This is a genomic window from Salinimonas profundi, from assembly GCF_014750655.1.
GTDB classification, from domain to species: domain Bacteria; phylum Pseudomonadota; class Gammaproteobacteria; order Enterobacterales; family Alteromonadaceae; genus Alteromonas; species Alteromonas profundi_A.
Genome location: NZ_JABBXD010000013.1, coordinates 35,511 through 57,861 on the forward strand (window position 1 = coordinate 35,511; position 22,351 = coordinate 57,861).

Genomic DNA, 22,351 nt, shown 5'->3' on the forward strand with positions numbered 1-22,351 from the left:
TCTATTCTATTTCAGATAAAAACGCTTCTACCTGCGCTAAACTGCGGGTGCGGCGCATGTCAGGCAAACTGGCAAGAAATGTTTTTGCATAAGGTTTGGTCACCAGACGATTATCACAGATTACCAGCACTCCTTTATCGCCGGGATCACGAATCAGTCGTCCTGCGCCCTGTTTCAGCGTAATGACTGCCTGCGGTATCTGGATGGCTGCGAAAGGGTTTGCTCCGCGCTTTTTAACATCTTCCATCCGCGCCTGCAGCAATGGATCATCCGGTGAGGCAAAGGGCAATTTATCTATCATCACACAGACCAGATCACTGCCCCGGACATCCACGCCTTCCCAAAACGCCCCGGTGCCAAGTAAAACTGCATTCTCATCAGCCAAATACTCAGCCAGCAGCGCCTGTTTGGTCGTCGACCCCTGCACCAACAGCGGATTATCTATCTCATCGGCCAGTTTGCCGGCGATCTCTTTTAGCATGGCATGGCTGGTAAACAGTAAAAAACAACGCCCCCGGCTGGCCTTGATTAAGGACTTCGCGGTCTCAAGCAAGGTCTGTTTCAACTGAAAACTATTTGGCTCGGGCAAGTACCGGGGAACGCACAACACAGCCTGTTTCTGGTAATCAAAGGGGCTATCCAGCCCCAGCGTTGTGGCCTCTTCCAGCCCCATGCGACGCTGGAAATGCTTAAAGCCGTCATCCACCATTAATGTTGCGGAGGTAAATACCCATCCGCGAGGCGGGTCGCTGATAAAACGACGGAACTTTGCCGCAATCGAAAGCGGTGTCAAATGCAGAACCAGGTGCCGCGGGCTGGTTTCATACCACAAACTGACCCCGGTCTGTGTGGTATTCCTGAAGGCATCAAGCTGTTCGCGAGCCTGAACAATTCGCTCGTACAGATTATCAAGATCTTTATCACGACCAATATTCAGCTTACACACTTCATGTAAAACGCCCAGTGCATCGGCAAGGCGACTTATCTGAGTCTGCACATCCTCGCGCTCCATTGCTTCCACCCAGTTGCCTCGCTGAGGCGTTTCAGGAAAAAGCAGGCGAAGATCCGCCGCCACAATCCGGCATTTATCCGCGGCTTTATCCAGTTGACCAGCATCTTTCAGCACGGTTCTGAACAGCAGCGTAATATCCTTGGCCATTTCGCTGAGCTGCCGGGTGGACAGTGCCTCACCAAAATAGTCACTGGCAATATCCGGGATCTGATGCGCTTCATCAAAAATTACCGCATCGGCTTCAGGCACAAGCTCGCCAAAGCCGGTGTCCTTCAGCGCCATATCAGCGAAGAAAAGATGATGGTTCACCACAATCACATCCGCATCCAGCGCATTACGGCGAGCCTTCACCAGATAACAATCTTCGTAGTCCGGGCAGTCCCGCCCCAGACAATTATCCACGGTGGAGGTGACCAGCGGTAAAACGCGGGCATCTTCAGGCAGGGTTTTCAGTTCTCCCATATCACCGGTTTTGGTGGTGGTAGACCATGTTTTAACGGCTGAAAGTTGATCCAGCGTTTCTTTTTCAAGCAAGGTGGAATTACCGCCATGCTGCGATAACCGGTGCAGACAAAGATAATTAGCGCGCCCTTTCAATAGCGCGGTTTTACGCAGACTTCCCAGCGCCTTTTTAACCAGCGGTAAATCACGGTGGTAAAGCTGTTCCTGCAGATTTTTAGTACCGGTAGACACGATGGCTTTGCCTTTGCCCATCAAGGCCGGAGCCAGATAGGCAAAGGTTTTGCCGGTCCCCGTTCCGGCTTCCACTATAAGACTTTGCTTTTTATCCAGTGCTGTTTTTACCGCTTTAGCCATTTCCGTCTGGGCGTCACGGGGAACAAATCCATCAATGGTGCGGGCCAGCAGGCCGTCAGCAGAAAATACAGAAGAAATTGAAGGCATAGTCACCCGAACAACAGCAAAAACCGTATTATGCCAGATAATTAAAAGACATGGCGACACCGGCTGAAATTTTACCCTGCTATTTTTGATTTTTGATCGTGTTATCAGCTAGGGTAAGTACAAAGTCCTTACACAAAAGAAATTTTTCTTTTACAAAAAGCAATAACAAAAGAGACAAGAACGTGAAATCTACACTCAGGCTGGCGGTCATTCTCTGCGTGCTGTGGGTATTGCTCTCAGGGCACTTTACGCCATTATTGTTGTTTTTAGGGGTTGCGTCTGTAGCTTTGGTGCTATGGATGGACTGGCGCATGGATGAAATTGATCATGAGCAGTTTTACCTGCCGGTAACCCGCGATCTGTTTACCCACGTGGTGAAGCTTAGTTGGCTGGTTATCCTTTCCAACATTGATGTTTGTTTACGAATTTATGGAATTCGCAAAGCATCTCCTACGTTTATGGAAATTCCTCTGCCATTTGAAAATCCTCTGTCCAAAGTGATTTTTGCTAATGCTATTACCCTTACCCCCGGCACTGTAAGTATGGTTATAAACGACAATACGCTGCTCATTCACAGTGTCAGTAAAGAAGGCGCTGAGGATCTTAAAAACGGGGCGATGGTAAATATTATCCCGCGAATTAAAGATCAGTACGTTAAAACCGTACCGGTACCGGCATCAACACCTTCCTACCCACCTAAAAAGATCAAAGAAAAGGATGTGAGTTTATGACGCCGCTCTATCTGGGGGCTGGCATTGCTTTTCTGGTTACCATGGCGATGGCACTGGCCAGAGCATTTCTGGGGCCGACTGTTTTTGACCGTATCCTCGCGGTCAATATGTTCGGCACCAAGGCCGTATTGCTGGTTGCGCTGATCGCTTTTTTTTCAGGCCGGGAAGATTTGTTAGATATCGCATTATTGTATTCCCTGTTGAATTTTATTGGCGTGGTCGCTGCGTTGCGGCTGGTTGAGCGCGGGCATTTTTTCGCCGCTACCGAACGTGAAGAGGATAAAGAGAACTGATGGAGATATTGTCTTACTTGCTGATAATTATCGCCTGTGTACTCAGCCTTACCGGTGCACTGGGTTTATTCCGCCTGCCAGATTTTTACTCTCGATTGCATGCGGTGGGTATTACCGACACGCTGTGTTCATTTTTGCTGCTGGCAGGACTGGCGTGTCAGTCCGGCTGGTCACTCACCTCTGCCAAGTTGCTCATCGTTTTCGCCTTTTTACTTTTTACCAGTCCGGTTTCTTCCTATGCTCTGGCGCACAGCGCGTGGCGGTGGGGACTAAAAGGGCATGCGACTGACAATCACGATGAGGCGGATTTAAAATGAGTTTATTATTAAATACCGTCCTCCTGGTTTTCTTGCTGGTCACCGCCTTTGCCGTGATGCGAGTAAAGGTATTACTGGCCATGGTGATGCTCTTTGGCTTATACAGTCTGTTGGTTTCCAGTCTTTTTGTGGTACTCGATGCCCCCGATGTGGCATTTACTGAAGCGGCCGTCGGCACCGGAATTTCAACCGTTCTGATGCTTGCAACGCTGGCAGCGATCCGACACGGGCACAGCGCGCCTATCAAGCCGGGAAAACGAGCCCTGCCCCTTGCCCTGAGCCTGGCGATGGGCGCACTGCTTATCTTTGGTATCCAGGATCTGCCGAATTTTGGTGAAGCAAACTCACCGGCTTATCGGGAGGTCGCTCAGCACTATATCGATAAAGGTCAGCAGGAAACCGGCGTTCCCAATCTGGTGACGGCCGTACTTGCCAGCTATCGCGGCTTTGACACACTGGGCGAGGTAACGGTGGTACTGACTGCCGGTATTGGTGTGCTGTTGTTATTAGGGCGTCGTGAAAAAGTCCACCTGATCGCGAGGAAGTCCAATGAGTGAAAGCCTGATCCTCAGAGTGGTGACCAAATGGCTGGTGCCGGTCATCTTATTGTTTGCCCTTTACGTGCAATTTCATGGTGATTATAGCCCCGGCGGCGGTTTTCAGGCGGGGGTTATTTTTAGCAGTGGCTTTTTACTTTATGCACTGGTTTACGGTGTCGATGCCACTACGCGTGTCTTACCCGAAGCTGTACTGCGCATCGGCGCCTGCCTTGGCGTCCTGCTCTATGGCGGTGTTGGCGTGGTATCCCTGATTCGCGGCGGAACTTTTTTAAACTACAGCGTGCTGGCTGAAACGCCGGTGGCCGGCCAGCATTTAGGCATTATTTTAATTGAGCTTGGCGTAGGCATTACCGTGGCCTGCGTGATGTTGTTACTGTTTTACACCTTCGCAAGGAACATTCCACCACAATGACGGCTTATATTCTTGGACATCTTAACTACTGGCTGATTATCGGGGTCATGATGATAGGCATGTTCACGATGATGAGCAGCCCTAATCTGATGAAAAAACTGGCTGGATTAAGCGTGTTTCAAACCGCGGTCATTCTGTTTTACGTTAGTGTCGGTAAAGTAGAGGGCGGCACGGCGCCCATCATCACGGATGTTGCTACCCGCTATGCAAACCCCCTGCCCCAGGTATTGATGCTAACAGCGATTGTGGTCGGCGTCGCTACGATGGCACTGGGTTTCGCGCTGATTATTCGTATCAAGCGCGCCTACGAAAGTATTGAAGAAGATGAGATCCACCAGCAGATTCAAAAGGAGGAGCTGGATTAATGGAAGCATACACGGTACTGCTGGTTGTTATACCGTTAATCAGCGCGCCGCTTACCGCACTTATTGCGAACCGGCACGTTGCCTGGGGACTATCATTACTCGTCGGGGCTGCAACATTTGTCATTGCGCTGATGCTGTTACAGGATGTCATCACTGGCCGCGTTATTCACTATGAACTGGGTGGCTGGAAGCCGCCCTGGGGTATAGAGTATGTGATTGACGCGCTAAATGCGCTGGTGGCAGTCATCGTTACCGCCTTTGCGTTGCTCAGCGTCTTGTTCGGGCGACAGTCGGTAGAGCGGGAAGTCCACGACAGCCAGCTTCACTTATTTTACGCGGCATTTCAGCTGGTTTTACTGGGCTTACTGGGGATGGCGCTGACCGGAGATATCTTCAACCTCTTTGTGTTTTTGGAAATCTCTTCGTTATCTTCGTACGCACTTATCGCTATGGGACACAAGCGTCAGGCATTAGTTGCGTCATTTAATTATCTGATTGCCGGCACCCTGGGCGCGACCTTCTTTTTGTTGGGTATCGGATTTTTATATGCCGCGTCTGGCACACTCAATATGGCCGATATTGCCAGCCGCTTTGAGCAGTATGATGCCATGGCGCTGGTCATCACAGCATTGCTATTCATTCTTATCGGGCTGGCGCTTAAAGCGGCGGCGTTTCCCTTACATTCCTGGTTGCCGGATGCTTACACGCAAGCGCCATCGATGGTTACCGTTTTTCTGGCTTCAACATCAACCAAGGTGGCAGTGTATGTTCTGATCCGCTGCTTATATCACGTATTTCCCCAAGAGTACTGGTCGCAACTCCTACTCCCCTCATTTTTACTGCTGAGCGGGTGTCTGGGTATGTTATATGGCTCTTATAAGGCGATTCAGCAAGACTCCATCAAACGGCTTCTGGCCTACTCTTCTGTAGCGCAGCTTGGCTATATGATTGTAGGTATTGGTTTAAATAATGAAACCGGGCTGACCGCGACAGTGGTTCATATGTTTAATCATGCCATCACCAAAGGTGCACTGTTTATGGCAGCGGGCATGGTGTTTTACAGAATGCATACCACCAGCCTGCATCAGCTTCGTGGTGCAGGTAAAACAATGCCGTGGACAACCGGCGCATTTGTCATCGGCGGCCTGAGCTTGATTGGTGTACCGGGCACCGCTGGTTTTATCAGCAAATGGTATCTGCTACAGGCTGCGCTTGAAAATAACAATTATCTGGTAGTGGCATCGCTGCTTATTGCATCGATTATGGCAATTATGTACGTATGGAAAATTATCGAGGCACTCTATTTTGATGGTGAAGAAAAACTTCACCTGCATCAGGTCCCGTCTGGCCAGGACATTGTGGCGGCGATGCCGCTGGCTACCTTGTGCTGCTATCTGCTGGTAGCGGCCTGTATTTACTTTGGCCTGTACACCGATCTTTCCCTTGATGCAGCGAAAACGGCGGCCCAGTCGCTGTTTGCCGGAGGACCGGCGCGATGAATTATCCCCTGATGATGATTGCTGCACTGATATTGCCACTGATAGCCACTGTTCTGATCAGTCTTCTTGGTCGGTGGCCAAATATTCGTGAATCTGTATCAGCGGTCACCGCAGCGCTTCTTTTTGCGGTCATTTGGTGGCTTTTTCAGGCCCCCGCTGAAGCAGTAACGCTGGTAGCCGCAGCGCCGATAGAAAGCTTAAAGATTGCTTTTTCAGTATCTCGTTTAGGTATTCTGTTTGCGCTTATTGCCAGCGGCCTGTGGCTGGTGACCACCATCTACGCCGCGGGCTACATGCGTGCCCACTATGAAAAAAATCAAACACGTTTTTTTGCCCTGTTTGCCCTGGCCATAGCGTCTGTTATGGCGATCGCATTTTCAGACAATTTGTTCACTTTATTCATTTTTTATGAGGTGCTGACGGTCTCAACTTACCCGCTTGTCACACACGCCGGCACATCTGCTGCACGCCGGGGAGGCAAACGTTACCTGTTAATTCTGATGGGATCGTCAATTGGCTTTTTCCTGCCAGCGATGATTATTACCTGGCTTTCTGCCGGCACCCTGACCTTTGAACACGGTGGCATTTTACAGGGAAAGGTCGATACTTCCTGGTTATGGGTACTGATGCTGTTGTTTATGTTTGGCGTGAGTAAAGCCGGTTTGATGCCTTTTCACCGCTGGCTACCATCGGCCATGGTCGCGCCTACACCTGTCAGTGCGCTTCTGCACGCGGTGGCAGTGGTTAAGGCTGGTGTCTTTACCCTGCTTAAAGTAGTGCTTTTCATTGTCGGTCCGGATTTTTTAGCACAAAGCGAACTCTCCCAGTATCTGTTAATTGTTCCTATGCTAACCATCTTACTGGCCTCGCTGGTGGCAATGACACGTAACAACCTTAAAGAACGGTTGGCGTACAGCACGGTCAGTCAGCTTAGTTACATTGTCTTGGGCGCTTTTATGCTCAATCAAAGTGGCCTGATTGGCGGTACGATGCATCTGGCGATGCATGCATTTGCCAAGATCACGCTGTTTTTTGCTGCCGGCGCTATCCTGGTTGCGACACACAAAACCAAAGTCAGCGAACTGAACGGGCTGGGCAGACAAATGCCTTTTACCTTCGTATTTTTTGCTATCGGCGCAATGAGCATTATCGGCCTGCCCTTCTTTGGTGGCATGTGGAGTAAATGGTATCTGGTAAACGGGGCGGTCGAGTTTACTGGCCAGCCTGTCATGCAGTGGTCTTTATCCATCACGCTGATGATCAGCACGCTTTTAAATATCTGGTATTTACTGACTATTCCTATGCACGCCTTTTTCAAACCTGCAACAGATAATTCAACGTTCAAAGAAGCGCCGGTTTCCTGTTTGATTGCTATGGCAGTACCGGCTGCGATGTGTATTTATTTCTTCTTCGATCCGCACCTCATCTATGATCTGGCAAGCGAAATTGTCACAGGAGACGGGCAATGAGTCATCAGCATAAAGACGATGGACTGTTTGACGATCCCAGGGTTGTCACATGGATTTTGCGGGTATTTTACGGTATCTGCGCAGCACTGGTGCTAGTCGACTTCATCGTGCACCGGCATATTTACACAGCCGTAGAAAAAATCCCGGCGTTTTACGCACTTTATGGGTTTGTCGCCTGTGTGCTGTTGGTCTTTGCTGCAAAGGGCTTGCGCACTCTTCTGATGCGTAAAGAAGACTATTATGATGCCCAAGCAGGACAAAATCAGAAAACGCAGGAGGATGACCGCTAATGTGGATTGCCAATCTTCCTCCGTTTGTTGTTTTCTTTGTTTTCGCGCTGTTTGCGCCGGTACTGAAAGGTCGGCTTAGAGCATTATTGTTATTGGCACCGGTCTGGGGTGGATTAAATCTTGCGATGACCGCCGCGGATTCAGGAGGTGTTACCTGGCAGTTCACTGATCTGATACTGGACCTGTATTATGTCGACCGGCTCAGCCTGCTGTTCGGATACCTGTTTCATATTGCCGCGTTTATCGCGCTGATATACTCGTTACACGTAAAAGACTCGGTTCAACAGGTAAGCGGCCTGTTGTATGCAGGCAGTGCGCTGGGAGCTGTTTTCGCCGGGGATATGCTAACCGTCTTTATCTTCTGGGAGCTGCTGGCAGTCACCTCAGCATTTTTAATATGGGCGCGACGAACACCTGAAGCAATCCGGGCCGCCAATCGCTACGTGGTGATTCAGGTCTTGTCCGGAGTACTTATGCTCACCGGCGTTGTCATGCTCTATCAGCAAACCGGTACGCTTCGCCTGGCCTATATCGGGCTGGAGGGCACCGCGGCCTGGTTGATATTTATCGCGCTGGGAATAAAATGCGCCTTTCCGTTTTTCCATACGTGGCTGACTGATGCATACCCGTTGGCGACCCCGACCGGTACGTTATATTTATCCGCCTTTACCACCAAGGTGGCGATATACCTTCTGGCCCGTACATTTCCCGGCGAGCCACTGCTCATCTATATTGGCGCAGCCATGACCTGCTTCCCGATATTCTACGCGGTGATTGAAAATGATTTGCGCAAGGTACTGGCATATTCATTGATTAACCAGCTCGGCTTTATGGTATGTGGTATCGGTGTGGGTACTGCCCTGGCACTAAATGGCGCAGTAGCGCATGCCTTTAACGATGTTATCTTTAAAGGCTTACTGTTTATGACGATGGGCGCTGTACTCACGCGCGTCGGCCACGTGAATGGTTCAGATCTGGGGGGACTGTATAAAACCATGCCCCGGACGACAGTTTTTTGTCTGGTGGGCGCCGCGTCTATTTCAGCTTTCCCCCTTTTCAGCGGCTTTGTCAGTAAAAGCATGGTGATGGCGGCGTTACTTGAGCAGGACCAGTTGATTGTCTGGCTGATGTTACTGTTCGCCTCTGCGGGTGTTTTTCATCATGCCGGCATCAAAATTCCTTTCTTCGCGTTTTTCGCGCACGATTCAGGATTGCGCCCTAAAGAAGCGCCTCTCAATATGCAGCTGGCAATGGCTATCGGCGCTATACTGTGCATTGCGATTGGCGTGCACCCTGAATGGTTGTACGGCCTACTTCCCTGGCAAAACGACTATTCACCGTATGATATGACGCACACCCTGACACAACTGCAGCTGTTATTTTTCTCTGCGCTGGCCTTTGTCTGGCTTAATAAACAGGGCCTGTATCCACCAGAGCTACGCTCAGTGAATATCGATGTAGAGTGGTTTTATCGCCGGCTGCTGCCGGCCTCAGGCAACCGCGTGGTTAATACACTGGTCAACGCACGCTCTGCGTTCAGACAAAATGTCCGTATCATTGCTGATCAGTTCGCGCGTCGCAGCACCCCTATGCCCACCGGGACAGTGACAATTCTGACCCGGCGAATGGCCTGGGTATTCATCGCATTGATGCTATTGGTGATCGGAAGCCTTTTGCTCTAGAAGCCTGAACTCGCCGGCGTCTAGCGTCAGTTCAGATACAGTATCAGCGACATAAGGCTGATTGGTTATCAGATCGGTGTAATGTCCCGGCCACAGCGGCGAGTCCAGAGTAACCGCTGCAGGCTGATGGGAAAGATTCAGGATAACGACTACTTTACTCGCGCCCTGGGTGCGAGTGAAACTAAAGACCTGGTCCATATTATTATTTGGCAGCTGAATCATTGTGGCGCCGAAAGGCCCGTTGTGTAACGCCGGGATTCGTTTTTTAACAGCGATAAGCTGCGTGTAGAGCTCACCAATTTCGTGCGTTTCCCAATCAATAGGATCACGTTCAAAAAAGGCCAGTCGTTTGGAATCCCCGGCCTCCTGGCCATTGTGGATCAACGGCATTCCTTCTCCGATGACCGATAACACAATAACAGCGTTGAGCAGCTCGCCAAATAACTCATGCTGCGTGCCATCCCATGCATTCATATCGTGATTAGTTACAAAGGTCATGCGATAGGCTGAAGCAGGCCAGGCGCGCTCATTCCAGGAGTAGTATTTTCGCAACTTATCCAGCGCCAGTGTGCCCTCTGCGATCCCGACCAGGGTTTCATGCCAGCTCCATGCATATGTCATATTAAAGGCATCTTCGTGCAGGTCCCGATTTTCCCACTCTGCCAGCATAAATACCGGTTTGATAGCCTCCAGCGCCGGGCGCAGCTGTGACCAGAAATCATTCGGTACATAACCGGCAACATCGCAACGAAAACCGTCTATATCGAAACGCTTCACCCAGTAGCACATTGCGTCAATCATATACTGACGCAATTCAGGATTATCATAATCAAATTCGATAATATCGTCCCAGTCCCACCAGGGAGAAGGTCGAAAATCACCTTTATAGTCTTTGGCATACCAGTCTGGATGCTGGGTAACCAGGTTACAGTCCCACGCACTATGATTAGGCACCCAGTCCAGAATAACCTTCAAATCCAGTGAGTGCGCTTTTTTTACCAGCGCATGCAAGTCAGCGTCATTGCCAAACTCCGGGTTGACGCCGTAATAGTCTTTCACGGCATAAGGCGATCCCAGTTCGCCTTTTTTGTTTTTTTCGCCAATGGGATGGATGGGCATTAACCAAATGATATCGGCACCTAACGCCTTTATTCGCTGCAGGTCTGCTGTTACAGCTTCAAAGGTGCCTGCCAGACTGTATTGGCGGGTGTTTATCTGATAGATAACCGCATCACGCGACCAGGCAGGTTGTTGAAGTGTATATTTACTTTGGGGAACGAACGGCGAGCTAGACATTTCATTGCCTCTGGTTGGAAAAAAGTCTCACTGGCTGTTTACGGTAATGCCTCCAATTAGATTATCGACACCCGGCCTCAGGGTGATTATCCGGAAGATCAAAAGTTTTTTTAGCGCCACTGACCCTGCCCCATTGAATTAAACCGGCGTGCGTGCTTAAAGTAAGTAAAAGCAGGCTGAGCTAACAAAAAGCCCGTCAGGCTTTGTTGGGAATACTTACACAGGGATGAAAGTTGATGAGACGGACAACATGGCTCGCCTTTTTACTATTGTATATTTTTTTTGGTACAACAGCCCTCGCTGAAATGCTGTCAGTCCAAAAGCATGGTTTTGTTGGCCAGTACTATCCCCCCTCTTCAGAATCAGGTACACAGGCGGTTATTGTACTGGGCGGCGCCGAAGGCGGGATTCCGACAAAGCTCGCCGAGCAAGTTGCGGCGCTGGGCTACCCGACCCTAGCCGTGGCCTATTTTAAAGAAAACGGACTGCCCGGAGAGCTGGAAAAAATCCCTCTGGCTTATTTCGACCAGGCAAAAGACTGGTTATCAAAAAAACTACCCGTGCAATCAGAACACATTACGCTGGCTGGCTGGTCGAAGGGCGCTGAGCTGGCCCTGCTGCTCGCTTCAAGAGACACTACCTATAACCGGGTTGTCGCGATTGCACCCAGCTCTGTCATCTGGGCGGGGATATTGAATGACTGGCAGAAAGTCCCCGCGTCAAGCTGGACAGCCGAAGGGGCACCACTTCCTCATGTTGCGTTTAATCCCACCGGGCCAGTCTCCGGATTACGTGATTTGTACACGCAATCGCTGAATAATCGTAGTGATCATGACGCCGCGACTATTGCGGTTGATAACATCAAGGGGCAGCTATTTCTTTTCTCTGGCGGACAGGATGAAGTATGGCCGGCATCGCCTATGTCTGAATCCATTTGTAATAGCGTTAAAAGCACAGACGCTGTGTCCTGCATCCACTATACGTATCCCCAAATGGGGCATTTGCTTGACTACACTTTTTTACAGTCTGGTACAGCCTTACACGCCCGGTTCAGCGACAGCCTTGCTGGTGACCAGAAAAACGTACGATAATCATACGCTCCCGGACGTACTCGCCGGGAAATAACAACAACCGCTACTGCTAAAGGAGTTAGCTTTGTGGTCAAATCATTAGTTACATTCATCGTCGCACTGCTTGCCGGATATATTATCTGGCAACTCAGTCCGCAAATTTCCGGGCATAAAGAAGCTTTTGATTCACTGGGTTATTACGGTGCGGCGCTAACCATCACCGGGATAATTCTATTTGCCCACCCTTATGCCAGCGGTTCGGGCGTGGTGGTTGGTCAGATTTTATTTTTTCTGCTGATGGCCGATCCCGGCAAGTTCTGGTTACCAGGTATTGTGTTTTTGCTGTTATCCGGCATTGTTACCATCGCGGTTGCATTTGCTGTCAGGCTTACAATACAAAACACAAGAATACTGAAGCGTCAGTAAGCCGTAAAGTTCATAGCCCACGTGTTTGCTCTGGTCTCCGGCGAACCAGTCAAGTCGCAGAGCGAGCACCAGCTCGCTGTACACCCGGTTTTAGATCTAAAATAAAGGCAGCCCGCTTAGGCCCATTACAAGCACCCATAAACCAAAAAACACTTTAAGCTGCAACGGCTTGAATGCCAGTACAACGTGACGCGCCACTATACCACCAACAATCGCTCCCGCTCCTGCAAACAGCCATACCTGCCACACGATAGCTTTAGTTTGCACCAGATGATAAACCACCGCAGGCCAGACACTGCAGGCAGTCAGTATTACGGCAACGGCGATGGCCATGGTGATGTTGCGTCCCCGGATGATCAGGTAGACTGCAACTAATTCGCCGACGCCGACAGACAGCCAGGCCGTAATAATACCGCCCACAAATGCAATCAGAGGTAAGGCAATGACATCAGCCCTGGTCAGGGTCGAAGCGAAACGGGTGCGTCGTAGCAGCGGTATTGACGCAAATATTGCAGCAGCCAGAAATATGGAAAAGACACCGAAGCCCACATGTAATTGTTCAGGCGGGACAAAGGCAAATGGCAACGCGGTTGACTGACTCGCCCACTGGGCCAGTAGAATTCCGACCACCGAACCTGGCACCGTTAACAGCAATGCGCCTGACAACGGTTTCCACTGGCTGTCATCACGATGATAAACGCGAAAGTGACGGCCCCATGTCAATGCGCCGGCCGTCATCCCACAACACTGTATAGCGAAGCTTGTGGCAACTATTTGTTCTGCCGAAAATCCCATGTGGTGAAAAAAAGGCACGAAGACCACGCCCCCGCCTGCGCCGGTAGCATTGGCAAAAATGGCGCCGATAACACCTAGCGCAGAAAAAAGACCAAAGTCTGCTATCAGGCTCAGCGTATTCTCCTGCAAAAACAGAAGAAGCAACCAACCCGCTAACAACAGATACCGTCTTGGATAACGCAACAGAAATTCAGGCAAGGTGTTAATACTCAAAAAATGTGACCCGGCACTGTGCCAGATTACGCAAAAAAAATAAATCCTGTGCTACGATGCCTATATATTAACAATTTTATAACACTCGTGATTCTAATCAGTGAGCAAGATAATACGGCAACTATCGTTTTGCGACCTAATCGCTCCATAAACTGGCGGCAGGTAAAAATCATTCTGTTATTGCTGGCAATTCCCGTAGCAATAATAGCGATCGGTTGGTGGCTGGCGGGGATCTGGATAATTCTGCCTTTTGCCGGATTCGAACTGCTTTTGCTTAGCGTGTTGATGTATCGGGTCAACTGGCAGCTATATCGACAGCAGGTCATCATCATCAGTGCTGAAAAGCTGGTCGTCGAAGAAGGTTACCATACGCTGGAGCGCTATATCTTTAGCCGGGCACATTGTTACATTAGCGTGACTGAAACACAGGGGCACTGGCAGCTCCCGCTGGTTTATCTGCATCATCATCAGGATGAAATCGCACTTGGCCATTTTCTGAATCTCACAGAGCGGCGTGATTTAAAACAAATTTTGCACAATTATGGACTGCAGGTATGTCGAAATCGCTGGTGGCAGGAGTAAAAAAAGCACCGCGAGAGATTTGCTTACAATCTTGCAATTGCCCCTTTCGCTGAATAGCAGTAAAGTCTTGACTCTTATTGAAACGGAGTATTCAGATGAAAAAACTATTAACCGGATTATTGATGACCGCCTCTATGGCCTGTTCAGTGAGCCACGCCGCGTCCGTCTGGCAGGTAAGTGATGGTGATAACACCTTGTATATCGGTGGCACATTACACATCCTCAGCCCTTCTGATTATCCGCTTCCTGATGCGTACAATAACGCTTTTCAAAAATCAGACGTCTTAGTATTTGAAACGGATATGCAAGCCGTCACCTCGCCGGCCTTCGCAGCCAAGGTAATGCAGCAGAATACATATCAGAACGGTAAAACCATTGCCGATGACTTATCTGATGACACCTACCAGCAACTGACTGCATTTTTGAAAGAACGCCAGCTACCTGTTGAGCAGGTCGTGATGCTAAAGCCCGCCATGCTCGGCTTAACACTGACCATGATGGAATATCAACGCGCCGGCTTAACCAGTGAGGGCGTTGATGCTCACTTTTTTACCAAAGGCGCAGAGCAGAATAAGCAGATTGACTGGTTTGAAAGCCCGGATGAGCAACTGGCGTTTATTTCCAGTATGGCTGACGGACAAGAAGATGCATTTATCCGATATACGCTGGAAGATATTCAGGAACTGGACAAATTAATTGGCCCCATGAAGGAACACTGGCGCAGCGGTGATATGGACGAGCTCCACGCTATTACGCTTGAAGACTTTAAAGACACCTATCCTGACGTGTATGAAGACCTGCTGGTAAATCGAAACGCAAACTGGCTTCCTAAAATCAGGGAATTGATGAAAACGCCTGAAACAGAGTTTGTTCTCGTAGGAACTCTGCATATGCCTGGCGAGAAAGGCGTACTGAGCCTGCTCGAGGCGCAGGGGTACACGATCACACAACTCAATTAACGCATTACGTACTACATCAGGGCTGTAACATTATTGATTAGTAAGCCGTTTTGATATTAATCAAGTATTAGTAAATACGATTGATTCACGTACAGACATGACAACCATGCCTGTACGCTATGGAGATACCACAATGAAAATAGCAAAGTTATACTGGATGGCGATGCTGGTAAGTCTGACGGCGTTAAGCGGGTGCGCTTCGATGGGCGATGGCACCATTGCTGAAAAGCGCCAGGCCATTCTTGAAATGCAGGACAATGCGCTGGCGAGACTGTATCGCGAGAAACCGGACACCCGCGCTCAGCTACAGGATTCTGCCGGTTACGCAGTATTCAGTAATGCCAATGTAAATGTCATCTTTTTAGCCGCAGGTACCGGATATGGTGTAGTAAATAATAATGCCACCGGCGAGAAGATATATATGAACATGGCTGAAGGTGGTGTCGGGCTGGGTATTGGCGCGAAAGACTACCGTCTGGTGATGGTATTTCACACGCAGCGCAGCCTTAACTACTTTGTCGAAAACGGCTGGACGGCAGGCGGTAATGCGGATGCTGCCGCCAAGGCTGGTAGTAAAGGGCTTTCCTTTGAAGGTGAAGGATATCTGGGTAATGTGACCGTGTATACCATGACAGAAAGCGGGTTAGCATTACAGGCAACAGTGAAAGGTACGAAGTTCTGGAAAGACTCGCAATTAAACTGATTGTGAGAATCGAATAAGTTATAACGAATTGGTTATAAAGAATAACTAATTCAGCATCGAAAGGGTTGCAAAGACAGCATCAATTCAGTACTGTCTTTGTGACTTCAACAAACACAATTTTTTGACTATGTATACTTGCGCTGCAAATCACCACCATCATCATAAAGCATAACCTTTCAGGTTCGTGCTGGAAGGTTTGTGTTTCCTTCCAGCGGCGCAGATGAATTGTATAGCCCCCGGAAGGAAACTTCCGGGGGTTTTTTCATTTCAGGCGTAATGGTTTATCACAAGGGGATTATTATGAGCGACAACAGAAGATTGCGAATTGCTGTACAAAAATCTGGAAGATTAAGTAAGGACAGCATTGAGCTATTAAAAGCAATCGGTATCAAACTGAACATTCGCGACCGTCTGTTAATTGCTCACTCAACCAATGAAGACATTGATTTGTTACGAGTGCGGGATGATGACATTCCAGGGCTGGTGATGGATGGCGTTGTTGATATGGGCTTCATCGGCGAAAACGAGCTTGAAGAGAAAATGCTTGAAAGAAAGGCGGCCGGTAAAATTGCAGATTATGAGGTTATGCGGCGACTGGATTATGGTGGCTGCCGCCTGTCTATCGCCGTGCCGAACGAGGCAAACTACAGCGGTGTACAATCTCTGGAAGGCAAGCGCGTGGCCACGACCTATCCATTTTTGCTTGAACGTTATTTTAAAGAGCAAAATGTCAATGCACAGGCGGTCATGCTAACGGGCTCTGTTGAAGTGGCACCGCGCGCCGGTGTCGCTGAAGGGATTTGCGATCTGGTTTCTACCGGCGCCACGCTGGAAGCCAACGGTCTGGTGGAAAAAGATGTGATTTTTCGCTCAAAAGCGGTACTGATAAAGCGCACCGGTGAATTCAGTACCGAAAAGCAGGCCCTTATCGACCGCCTGGTACCGCGTATTGATGGCGTGATGCAGGCCAAAGAAAGCAAGTACATCATGCTACACGCGCCAAAAGCGCGTCTGGAAGAAGTCAAAGACCTGCTACCTGGTGCAGAAAATCCGACGGTACTGCCACTGGCTGGCGCCGAAGACACCGTTGCGATCCACGTGGTCAGCCCGGAAAACCTGTTCTGGGAAACCATGGAAAAACTAAAAGCACTGGGCTGCAGCTCTATTCTGGTTATGCCAATTGAAAAGATGATGGGTTAAGCCATATGTTGAACTGGAATACCTTATCAGATGCCGAGCGCCGCGAGGCGCTTGCGCGTCCGGTGATGAAAAACAGTGTCGCCCTGAAACAAACGGTCAGCGACATATTGGCCGATGTTGAACGTCGCGGTGATGAGGCGGTACTGGATTACACCCGTCGATTTGATTGCGCTACGCTGCCTGCGCTGCCTCTTACTATCGAGCAGCGCGACGCACTGGCCGCTCAGGTAAGCGCAGAAGTGGAAACAGCCATTGATACCGCGTTTGCTAATATCAAAGCCTTTCACGAGGCGCAGAAGCCGCAGGATATTCAGCTCACCACCACCCCTGGCGTGGTCTGTGAGCAGCGTTTTGTGGCGCTTGAAGCGGTGGGACTGTATATCCCCGGAGGCAGCGCCCCCCTGCCCTCTACTGCACTGATGCTGGGTGTACCGGCGGTGGTCGCTGATGTACCGCGAAAAGTCCTGTGCACACCACCAGGTAAAGATGGCCTGATTGCACCAGAGATTGCGTTTGTCGCCAAGCGCTGCGGCATTGAGGAGATTTATCTGTGCGGTGGCGCTCAGGCGATTGCCGCTATGGCACTGGGCACTGACACGATTGCCCAGGTCGACAAAATTTTCGGGCCGGGTAATAGTTTTGTGACCGAAGCCAAACAGCAGGTGAGTCAGCGTGCTGATGGCGCGGCCATCGACATGCCCGCCGGCCCCTCTGAAGTATTGGTACTGGCGGATGAAACAGCCAGTGCGGCCTTCGTGGCCTCAGACTTATTATCTCAGGCAGAACACGGCGCGGATTCTCAGGCCATTTTAGTCAGTAACAGCGAAAGCCTGATTGAGGCGGTGAAAGCCGAGGTGGACTCTCAGCTGGCGCAGCTATCACGTAATGCGATTGCGGTAGCGGCCATGGACAACGCCCGTTACATTGTAACTGCTTCGCTGGATGAAGCGGTGGCGGTGAGTAATACCTATGCGCCGGAGCACCTTATTGTACAAACCGAGGATGCCAGAGGTCTGTTGCCTGCGCTTAAAAATGCCGGTTCGGTATTTTTAGGTGCCTGGTCACCCGAGTCTGCCGGTGATTATGCATCGGGGACCAATCACGTGTTACCCACCTATGGTTATGCCAAAAACTATTCTTCACTGGGTTTGCTGGACTTTATGCGCCGTTACACCGTGCAGGAGCTCAGCCCGCAGGGGCTGCAGAATCTGGGGTCCGCTATTATGACACTGGCTGCGGCCGAAGGCCTTGATGCACACGAAAAAGCAGTTGCCCTGCGCATGCAGGCGTTAAAGGATAATCAAGATGGCTGATTTATTGTCTTCTCTTATTAACCAGAACCTGGTTGACCTGAAACCTTATGAGTCGGCCCGCCGCCTGTTCTCCGGTGGACAGGACTGGCTAAACGCCAACGAGTCGCCCTATGCCAATCCTTATCAGGTCGACAGCGATCGTTTTAATCGGTATCCCTCCTGTCAGCCGGAGGCGGTGGTATCAGCCTATGCACAGTATGCCGGGGTAGCGACCGATGAGCTTATCGTCACACGCGGTGCTGATGAGGGCATTGAGCTGCTGATTCGTACCTTCTGCACGCCCGGCGAAGACAATATTCTGATTTGCCCGCCTACTTATGGCATGTATGCCATTAGTGCAGAAACCTGCAATGTGGGCATTAAAAAAGCGCCGCTGCAGGCAGACTTTTCACTGGATGTTGATGCTATCTGTGCCACCGATAATGTCAATCTGGTGTTTATCTGCGCGCCGAATAACCCCACCGGCACTACGGTCGATGCGGCAGATCTGACCCGGGTGCTGGAACACTTTGCTGACTCTGCACTGGTTGTGGTGGATGAAGCGTATATTGAATTTGATAAACAAAACAGCTGGGCTGACAAGCTGGCGCAGTACCCCAATCTGGTGATTTTGCGTACGCTGTCAAAAGCCTTTGCTTTGGCGGGCTTACGCTGCGGCTTTACGCTGGCCAACCGCAATGTGATTGATGCGCTGATGAAAGTTATTGCGCCCTATCCTATTCCTGAACCGGTAGCCCAGATTGCTGAACAGGCACTAAGTGCCGAAGGTCAGACTCAGGTCGCGCTGCAGGTAGACTTTATTAACCGGGAAAAGCAGATCCTGGCCGAGGCATTGTCAGAACTGGGCGATATTGAGCTGGTTGGGGATACCCGGGCAAACTTTGTGCTGTTTAAAACAGCCCAGAGTGCGCAGCTGATGGAGTATCTGGTCAGTCAGGGTATGCTGATCCGCGATCAGTCCAAACAAATGAACTTGCAACACTGCTTGCGTGCCACCGTGGGTAACGAAGAACAGAACCTGCGTTTGCGTAAGCTTATTACTGAATTTTTTAATCAATCAGGAGCGTCGGCATGAGCCAACAAGCCATTTTATTTATAGACCGCGATGGCACCCTGGTCGAAGAACCGGCTATCGACAAACAGCTGGATCGTCTGGACAAACTGGTATTTGAACCGGCGGTTATTCCGGTCTTGCTGAAACTGCAGGCCGCCGGATTTAAACTGGTCATGGTCAGTAACCAGGATGGTCTGGGTACCGACAGCTTTCCTCAGGCAGATTTTGACGCACCTCATGATCTAATGATGCATATCTTTAGCAGCCAGGGCGTAAAATTTGACGATGTGCTGATTTGTCCGCATTTTGATGAAGATAACTGCAGCTGCCGCAAGCCTAAACTGGGCCTGGTCAGCGATTACCTGCAACAGGGTAAAGTGGACTTTACCCGCAGCTATGTGATTGGCGATCGGGACACCGATATGCAGCTGGCGCAAAACATGGGCATCCGCGGGTTACAGTATAACCGCGAGTCCCTTGACTGGCCGGCCATTGAAAAAGCCCTGCTGGCGTCTTCACGCATTGCCGAAGTGGTGCGTACGACTTCTGAAACCGATATTAAGGTCCGGGTTGACTTGGACTCCGCGGCCAAATCCAGCATTGCCACCGGCATTGGCTTTTTTGACCACATGCTGGACCAGATTGCCACTCATGGCGGCTTTGAAATGCAGGTGTCGGTCAGCGGAGATCTTCACATTGATGATCACCACAGTGTGGAAGACACGGCACTGGCGCTGGGTGAGGCGCTGAAAAAAGCGCTGGGTAACAAACGGGGCATTGGCCGCTTCGGGTTTGCCCTGCCAATGGACGAGTGCCGCGCCGAGTGCATCATGGATATTTCCAACCGGCCGTATCTGAAGTTTGACGCCAGTTTTACTCAGGATCTGGTAGGCGAAATGTCGACCCAGATGGTAGAGCACTTTTTCTATTCACTTGCCCAGGCGATGGGGCTGTCGCTGCACCTGTCCACCAGCGAGGGGAATGCGCACCACCAGGTAGAAAGCCTGTACAAAGTATTTGGCCGGGCCCTGCGTCAGGCCATTGCCCGCTCAGGCGATGCCCTGCCCAGCAGTAAAGGAGCGCTGTAATGAGCCAGCGAATCGTCATTGTAAATACTGGCTGTGCGAATATTTCCTCGGTTCGCTTTGCCTTAGAGCGGCTTGGTGTCAGTGTAGAAGTGTCAGATGATGTCGGTGTCATCACAGCCGCCGACAAGGTCTTTTTCCCCGGCGTGGGCAGTGCCAGCGCCGCCATGCAGAGCATTACTGCCAAGCAGCTGGCCCCTACCCTGCAAAGTCTGACTCAACCTGTGTTAGGTGTGTGTCTGGGCATGCAGCTGATGGTGGAGTCATCCGATGAAAGCCGCACCGGCAAAATTGACTGCCTGGGCCTGATGCCCGGCCACGTCGGCCGGCTGGAGTCACAGGGACAGCGTCTGCCGCACATGGGCTGGAATACGGTGACCTCAGCGCGGGAAAACCCGCTGTTTGCCGGCATCGATGATGGTACTTATTTTTACTTTGTACACAGCTTTGCCGTGCCTGAGTACAAAAATACGCTGGCCAGCTGTGAGTACGGGCAGCGCTTTTCCGCTGCCATTGCCCACAACAATTATTTTGGTGTGCAATTTCACCCTGAACGTTCCGGTGACGCCGGAGCCCAGCTTCTGACTAATTTTGTGAATCTGTAAATGATTATTCCTGCAATAGATTTAATTGACGGTGCGGTGGTGCGTCTGTATCAGGGCGACTACGACAAAAAAACCGAATACAAACTGGACCCGGTAGACGTGGTGCATACCTATGCTGACGATGGCGCCACATGGCTGCATATTGTTGATCTGACCGGCGCCAAAGACACCTCCAAACGACAGCTTGAACTGATTCGCCGTATGGTGGATACCCAGCGCATGCAGTTTCAGGCCGGTGGCGGCATTCGCAGCGAGCAGGATGTTGCTCAATTGCTGGAAGCCGGCGTTAGCCGTGTGGTGATCGGATCACTGGCGGTCAAAGAGCCGCAACTTGTAAAACAGTGGGTCACCAAATACGGGCCGGATGCCATTGTCCTGGCGCTGGATGTCAATATTGATGAAGACGGCAATAAATTTGTGGCCACCCACGGCTGGCAGCAAAGCTCCGGCGTATCACTGGAAGCCATTTTAAATGACTTTGCCGAGGTTGGCGTAAAACATGTGCTGTGTACTGATATCAGCCGTGACGGTACGCTGCAGGGAGCCAACGTTGAGCTGTATAAAGAAATGCAGCAGGCGTTTCCTGATATTGCCTGGCAGGCTTCAGGCGGCATTGGCGGGTTGAGTGATATTGAAGCATTGCGTCCGGCCAGTGTAGCCGGCGTGATTCTGGGCCGGGCCCTGCTGGAAGGTAAATTTACCGTGAAGGAGGCAATTGCATGCTGGCAAAACGGATAATCCCCTGTCTGGATGTGCGCGATGGCAAAGTGGTTAAAGGCGTACAATTCAGAAACCACGAAATTATCGGTGATATTGTGCCACTGGCTGAGCGCTATGCGCAGGCCGGGGCAGACGAACTGGTGTTTTATGATATTACGGCCAGCTCTGATCAGCGCGTCGTGGATAAAAGCTGGGTCAGTCGCATTGCCCAGGTTATTGATATCCCGTTTTGTGTGGCAGGCGGGATCCGCTCGGTAGAAGACGCCGGCCGTATTCTTGAAATGGGCGCAGATAAAATTTCCATTAACTCTCCGGCCCTGACCAACCCGGATCTGATTAACGAATTACACGATGTGTATGGCCAGCAGTGTGTTGTCATTGGTATCGATAGTTTTTACAACGAAGAAAATGATCGCTACGAGGTGTTCAAATTCACCGGTGATGAGGCCCGCACGCAAAAAAGTCGCTGGCAGACAGCGGACTGGATCAAAGAAGTACAAAGCCGCGGTGCCGGTGAGATTGTACTGAACTGTATGAACCAGGACGGGGTACGTCAGGGCTATGATGTGAAACAATTGTGTGCGATTCGTGAGGCCTGTCAGGTTCCCCTGATTGCTTCAGGCGGTGCCGGTGAAATGGTCCACTTCAAGGATGTCTTTGAGCAGGCCGATGTTGATGGTGCGCTGGCCGCGTCGGTTTTTCACAAAGACATTATCAATATTCAGGCGCTTAAATCCTATTTGTCAGACAATGGCATTGTGATGCGCAAAGAACACAAGCAAAAAAGCGAATAAAGC

At 50.5% G+C, this 22,351-nt stretch carries 25 protein-coding genes and 1 other annotated feature; of the genes, 22 read left to right on the top strand and 3 right to left on the bottom strand.

The annotated features are described in order from the left end of the window. Nucleotide 1: 1 nt before the first annotated feature. Nucleotides 2-1,915 carry an ATP-dependent DNA helicase gene (locus HHX48_RS16745; RefSeq protein WP_191026481.1) on the bottom strand — a complete coding sequence of 638 codons (1,914 nt, stop codon included), beginning with the start codon at nucleotides 1,913-1,915 and terminating at the stop codon, nucleotides 2-4. Between the two features lie 182 nt (nucleotides 1,916-2,097). Here HHX48_RS16745 and HHX48_RS16750 point away from each other — a divergent pair, with 182 nt between their 5' ends. Genes HHX48_RS16750 through HHX48_RS16795 form a run of 10 tightly spaced genes read left to right on the top strand, consistent with a single transcriptional unit; the run spans nucleotide 2,098 to nucleotide 9,533 of the window. After that, a complete protein-coding gene (locus HHX48_RS16750; protein WP_191026482.1) occupies nucleotides 2,098-2,646 on the top strand; it encodes a Na+/H+ antiporter subunit E in 549 nt (182 codons plus the stop codon). Beyond that, entirely contained in the window at nucleotides 2,643-2,939 is a 297-nt protein-coding gene (locus tag HHX48_RS16755) for a monovalent cation/H+ antiporter complex subunit F (protein ID WP_191026483.1), read from the top strand. Before HHX48_RS16750 ends, HHX48_RS16755 begins: the two co-directional genes overlap by 4 nt. Then, a complete protein-coding gene (gene mnhG, locus HHX48_RS16760) occupies nucleotides 2,939-3,256 on the top strand; it encodes a monovalent cation/H(+) antiporter subunit G (RefSeq protein ID WP_191026484.1) in 318 nt (105 codons plus the stop codon). The genes HHX48_RS16755 and mnhG overlap by 1 nt, the downstream gene beginning before the upstream one ends. After that, complete coding sequence (locus HHX48_RS16765) at nucleotides 3,253-3,813, top strand: DUF4040 domain-containing protein (protein ID WP_191026485.1); 561 nt, start codon at nucleotides 3,253-3,255, stop codon at nucleotides 3,811-3,813. Before mnhG ends, HHX48_RS16765 begins: the two co-directional genes overlap by 4 nt. Beyond that, nucleotides 3,806-4,228 carry a Na(+)/H(+) antiporter subunit B gene (locus HHX48_RS16770; RefSeq protein ID WP_191026486.1) on the top strand — a complete coding sequence of 141 codons (423 nt, stop codon included), beginning with the start codon at nucleotides 3,806-3,808 and terminating at the stop codon, nucleotides 4,226-4,228. Before HHX48_RS16765 ends, HHX48_RS16770 begins: the two co-directional genes overlap by 8 nt. Continuing rightward, entirely contained in the window at nucleotides 4,225-4,593 is a 369-nt protein-coding gene (locus HHX48_RS16775) for a cation:proton antiporter subunit C (protein WP_191026487.1), read from the top strand. The genes HHX48_RS16770 and HHX48_RS16775 overlap by 4 nt, the downstream gene beginning before the upstream one ends. Continuing rightward, on the top strand, nucleotides 4,593-6,092 hold the full coding sequence (locus tag HHX48_RS16780; protein ID WP_191026488.1) for a monovalent cation/H+ antiporter subunit D family protein: 1,500 nt from the start codon (nucleotides 4,593-4,595) through the stop codon (nucleotides 6,090-6,092). Before HHX48_RS16775 ends, HHX48_RS16780 begins: the two co-directional genes overlap by 1 nt. Continuing rightward, nucleotides 6,089-7,561 carry a proton-conducting transporter transmembrane domain-containing protein gene (locus tag HHX48_RS16785; RefSeq protein WP_191026489.1) on the top strand — a complete coding sequence of 491 codons (1,473 nt, stop codon included), beginning with the start codon at nucleotides 6,089-6,091 and terminating at the stop codon, nucleotides 7,559-7,561. Before HHX48_RS16780 ends, HHX48_RS16785 begins: the two co-directional genes overlap by 4 nt. Next, on the top strand, nucleotides 7,558-7,851 hold the full coding sequence (locus tag HHX48_RS16790; protein ID WP_191026490.1) for a hypothetical protein: 294 nt from the start codon (nucleotides 7,558-7,560) through the stop codon (nucleotides 7,849-7,851). The genes HHX48_RS16785 and HHX48_RS16790 overlap by 4 nt, the downstream gene beginning before the upstream one ends. Beyond that, the gene (locus HHX48_RS16795) at nucleotides 7,851-9,533 is read left to right on the top strand and encodes a Na(+)/H(+) antiporter subunit D (RefSeq protein WP_191026491.1); all 1,683 of its coding nucleotides are present in this window, start codon (nucleotides 7,851-7,853) and stop codon (nucleotides 9,531-9,533) included. The genes HHX48_RS16790 and HHX48_RS16795 overlap by 1 nt, the downstream gene beginning before the upstream one ends. Here the strand turns inward: HHX48_RS16795 and HHX48_RS16800 are convergent. Beyond that, nucleotides 9,504-10,829: an alpha-amylase family glycosyl hydrolase gene (locus HHX48_RS16800; RefSeq protein ID WP_191026492.1), complete on the bottom strand. Its 1,326-nt coding sequence runs from the start codon at nucleotides 10,827-10,829 to the stop codon at nucleotides 9,504-9,506. The two genes, HHX48_RS16795 and HHX48_RS16800, sit on opposite strands and share 30 nt — an antisense overlap. A 236-nt stretch (nucleotides 10,830-11,065) precedes the next feature. Between HHX48_RS16800 and HHX48_RS16805 the strand changes: the two genes are divergently transcribed. Further along, nucleotides 11,066-11,920 (top strand): acyl-CoA thioester hydrolase/BAAT C-terminal domain-containing protein, encoded by an 855-nt coding sequence (locus tag HHX48_RS16805; protein WP_191026493.1) that lies wholly within the window; start codon nucleotides 11,066-11,068, stop codon nucleotides 11,918-11,920. A gap of 66 nt (nucleotides 11,921-11,986) precedes the next feature. Further along, nucleotides 11,987-12,325, top strand: coding sequence for a hypothetical protein (locus HHX48_RS16810; RefSeq protein WP_191026494.1), 339 nt, complete (start codon nucleotides 11,987-11,989; stop codon nucleotides 12,323-12,325). Nucleotides 12,326-12,421: 96 nt separating this feature from the next. On the opposite strand, the gene HHX48_RS16815 is transcribed toward HHX48_RS16810, so the two are convergent. Further along, nucleotides 12,422-13,327: a sulfite exporter TauE/SafE family protein gene (locus HHX48_RS16815; protein WP_191026534.1), complete on the bottom strand. Its 906-nt coding sequence runs from the start codon at nucleotides 13,325-13,327 to the stop codon at nucleotides 12,422-12,424. A 135-nt stretch (nucleotides 13,328-13,462) separates the two neighbouring features. Here HHX48_RS16815 and HHX48_RS16820 point away from each other — a divergent pair, with 135 nt between their 5' ends. The 10 genes from HHX48_RS16820 (at nucleotide 13,463) to hisF (ending at nucleotide 22,348) form a co-directional block, all read left to right on the top strand. Next, entirely contained in the window at nucleotides 13,463-13,915 is a 453-nt protein-coding gene (locus tag HHX48_RS16820; RefSeq protein WP_191026495.1) for a DUF2244 domain-containing protein, read from the top strand. Between the two features lie 95 nt (nucleotides 13,916-14,010). Beyond that, on the top strand, nucleotides 14,011-14,874 hold the full coding sequence (locus HHX48_RS16825) for a TraB/GumN family protein (protein ID WP_191026496.1): 864 nt from the start codon (nucleotides 14,011-14,013) through the stop codon (nucleotides 14,872-14,874). A 133-nt stretch (nucleotides 14,875-15,007) separates the two neighbouring features. Then, nucleotides 15,008-15,577, top strand: a complete 570-nt coding sequence (locus tag HHX48_RS16830; RefSeq protein ID WP_191026497.1) for a lipid-binding SYLF domain-containing protein — start codon at nucleotides 15,008-15,010, stop codon at nucleotides 15,575-15,577. A 147-nt stretch (nucleotides 15,578-15,724) separates the two neighbouring features. After that, nucleotides 15,725-15,843 (top strand) — a sequence feature (His leader region). A gap of 34 nt (nucleotides 15,844-15,877) precedes the next feature. After that, nucleotides 15,878-16,777 carry an ATP phosphoribosyltransferase gene (gene hisG, locus HHX48_RS16835; protein ID WP_191026498.1) on the top strand — a complete coding sequence of 300 codons (900 nt, stop codon included), beginning with the start codon at nucleotides 15,878-15,880 and terminating at the stop codon, nucleotides 16,775-16,777. A 5-nt stretch (nucleotides 16,778-16,782) separates the two neighbouring features. Continuing rightward, nucleotides 16,783-18,090 (top strand): histidinol dehydrogenase, encoded by a 1,308-nt coding sequence (hisD, locus tag HHX48_RS16840; protein WP_191026499.1) that lies wholly within the window; start codon nucleotides 16,783-16,785, stop codon nucleotides 18,088-18,090. Continuing rightward, a complete protein-coding gene (hisC, locus tag HHX48_RS16845; protein WP_191026500.1) occupies nucleotides 18,083-19,165 on the top strand; it encodes a histidinol-phosphate transaminase in 1,083 nt (360 codons plus the stop codon). Before hisD ends, hisC begins: the two co-directional genes overlap by 8 nt. Then, nucleotides 19,162-20,232, top strand: a complete 1,071-nt coding sequence (hisB, locus tag HHX48_RS16850; RefSeq protein WP_191026501.1) for a bifunctional histidinol-phosphatase/imidazoleglycerol-phosphate dehydratase HisB — start codon at nucleotides 19,162-19,164, stop codon at nucleotides 20,230-20,232. The genes hisC and hisB overlap by 4 nt, the downstream gene beginning before the upstream one ends. Next, nucleotides 20,232-20,834, top strand: coding sequence for an imidazole glycerol phosphate synthase subunit HisH (gene hisH, locus HHX48_RS16855; RefSeq protein ID WP_191026502.1), 603 nt, complete (start codon nucleotides 20,232-20,234; stop codon nucleotides 20,832-20,834). The genes hisB and hisH overlap by 1 nt, the downstream gene beginning before the upstream one ends. After that, the gene (gene hisA, locus HHX48_RS16860) at nucleotides 20,835-21,572 is read left to right on the top strand and encodes a 1-(5-phosphoribosyl)-5-[(5-phosphoribosylamino)methylideneamino]imidazole-4-carboxamide isomerase (protein ID WP_191026503.1); all 738 of its coding nucleotides are present in this window, start codon (nucleotides 20,835-20,837) and stop codon (nucleotides 21,570-21,572) included. Then, entirely contained in the window at nucleotides 21,554-22,348 is a 795-nt protein-coding gene (gene hisF / locus HHX48_RS16865; protein ID WP_191026504.1) for an imidazole glycerol phosphate synthase subunit HisF, read from the top strand. Before hisA ends, hisF begins: the two co-directional genes overlap by 19 nt. Nucleotides 22,349-22,351: the final 3 nt, after the last annotated feature.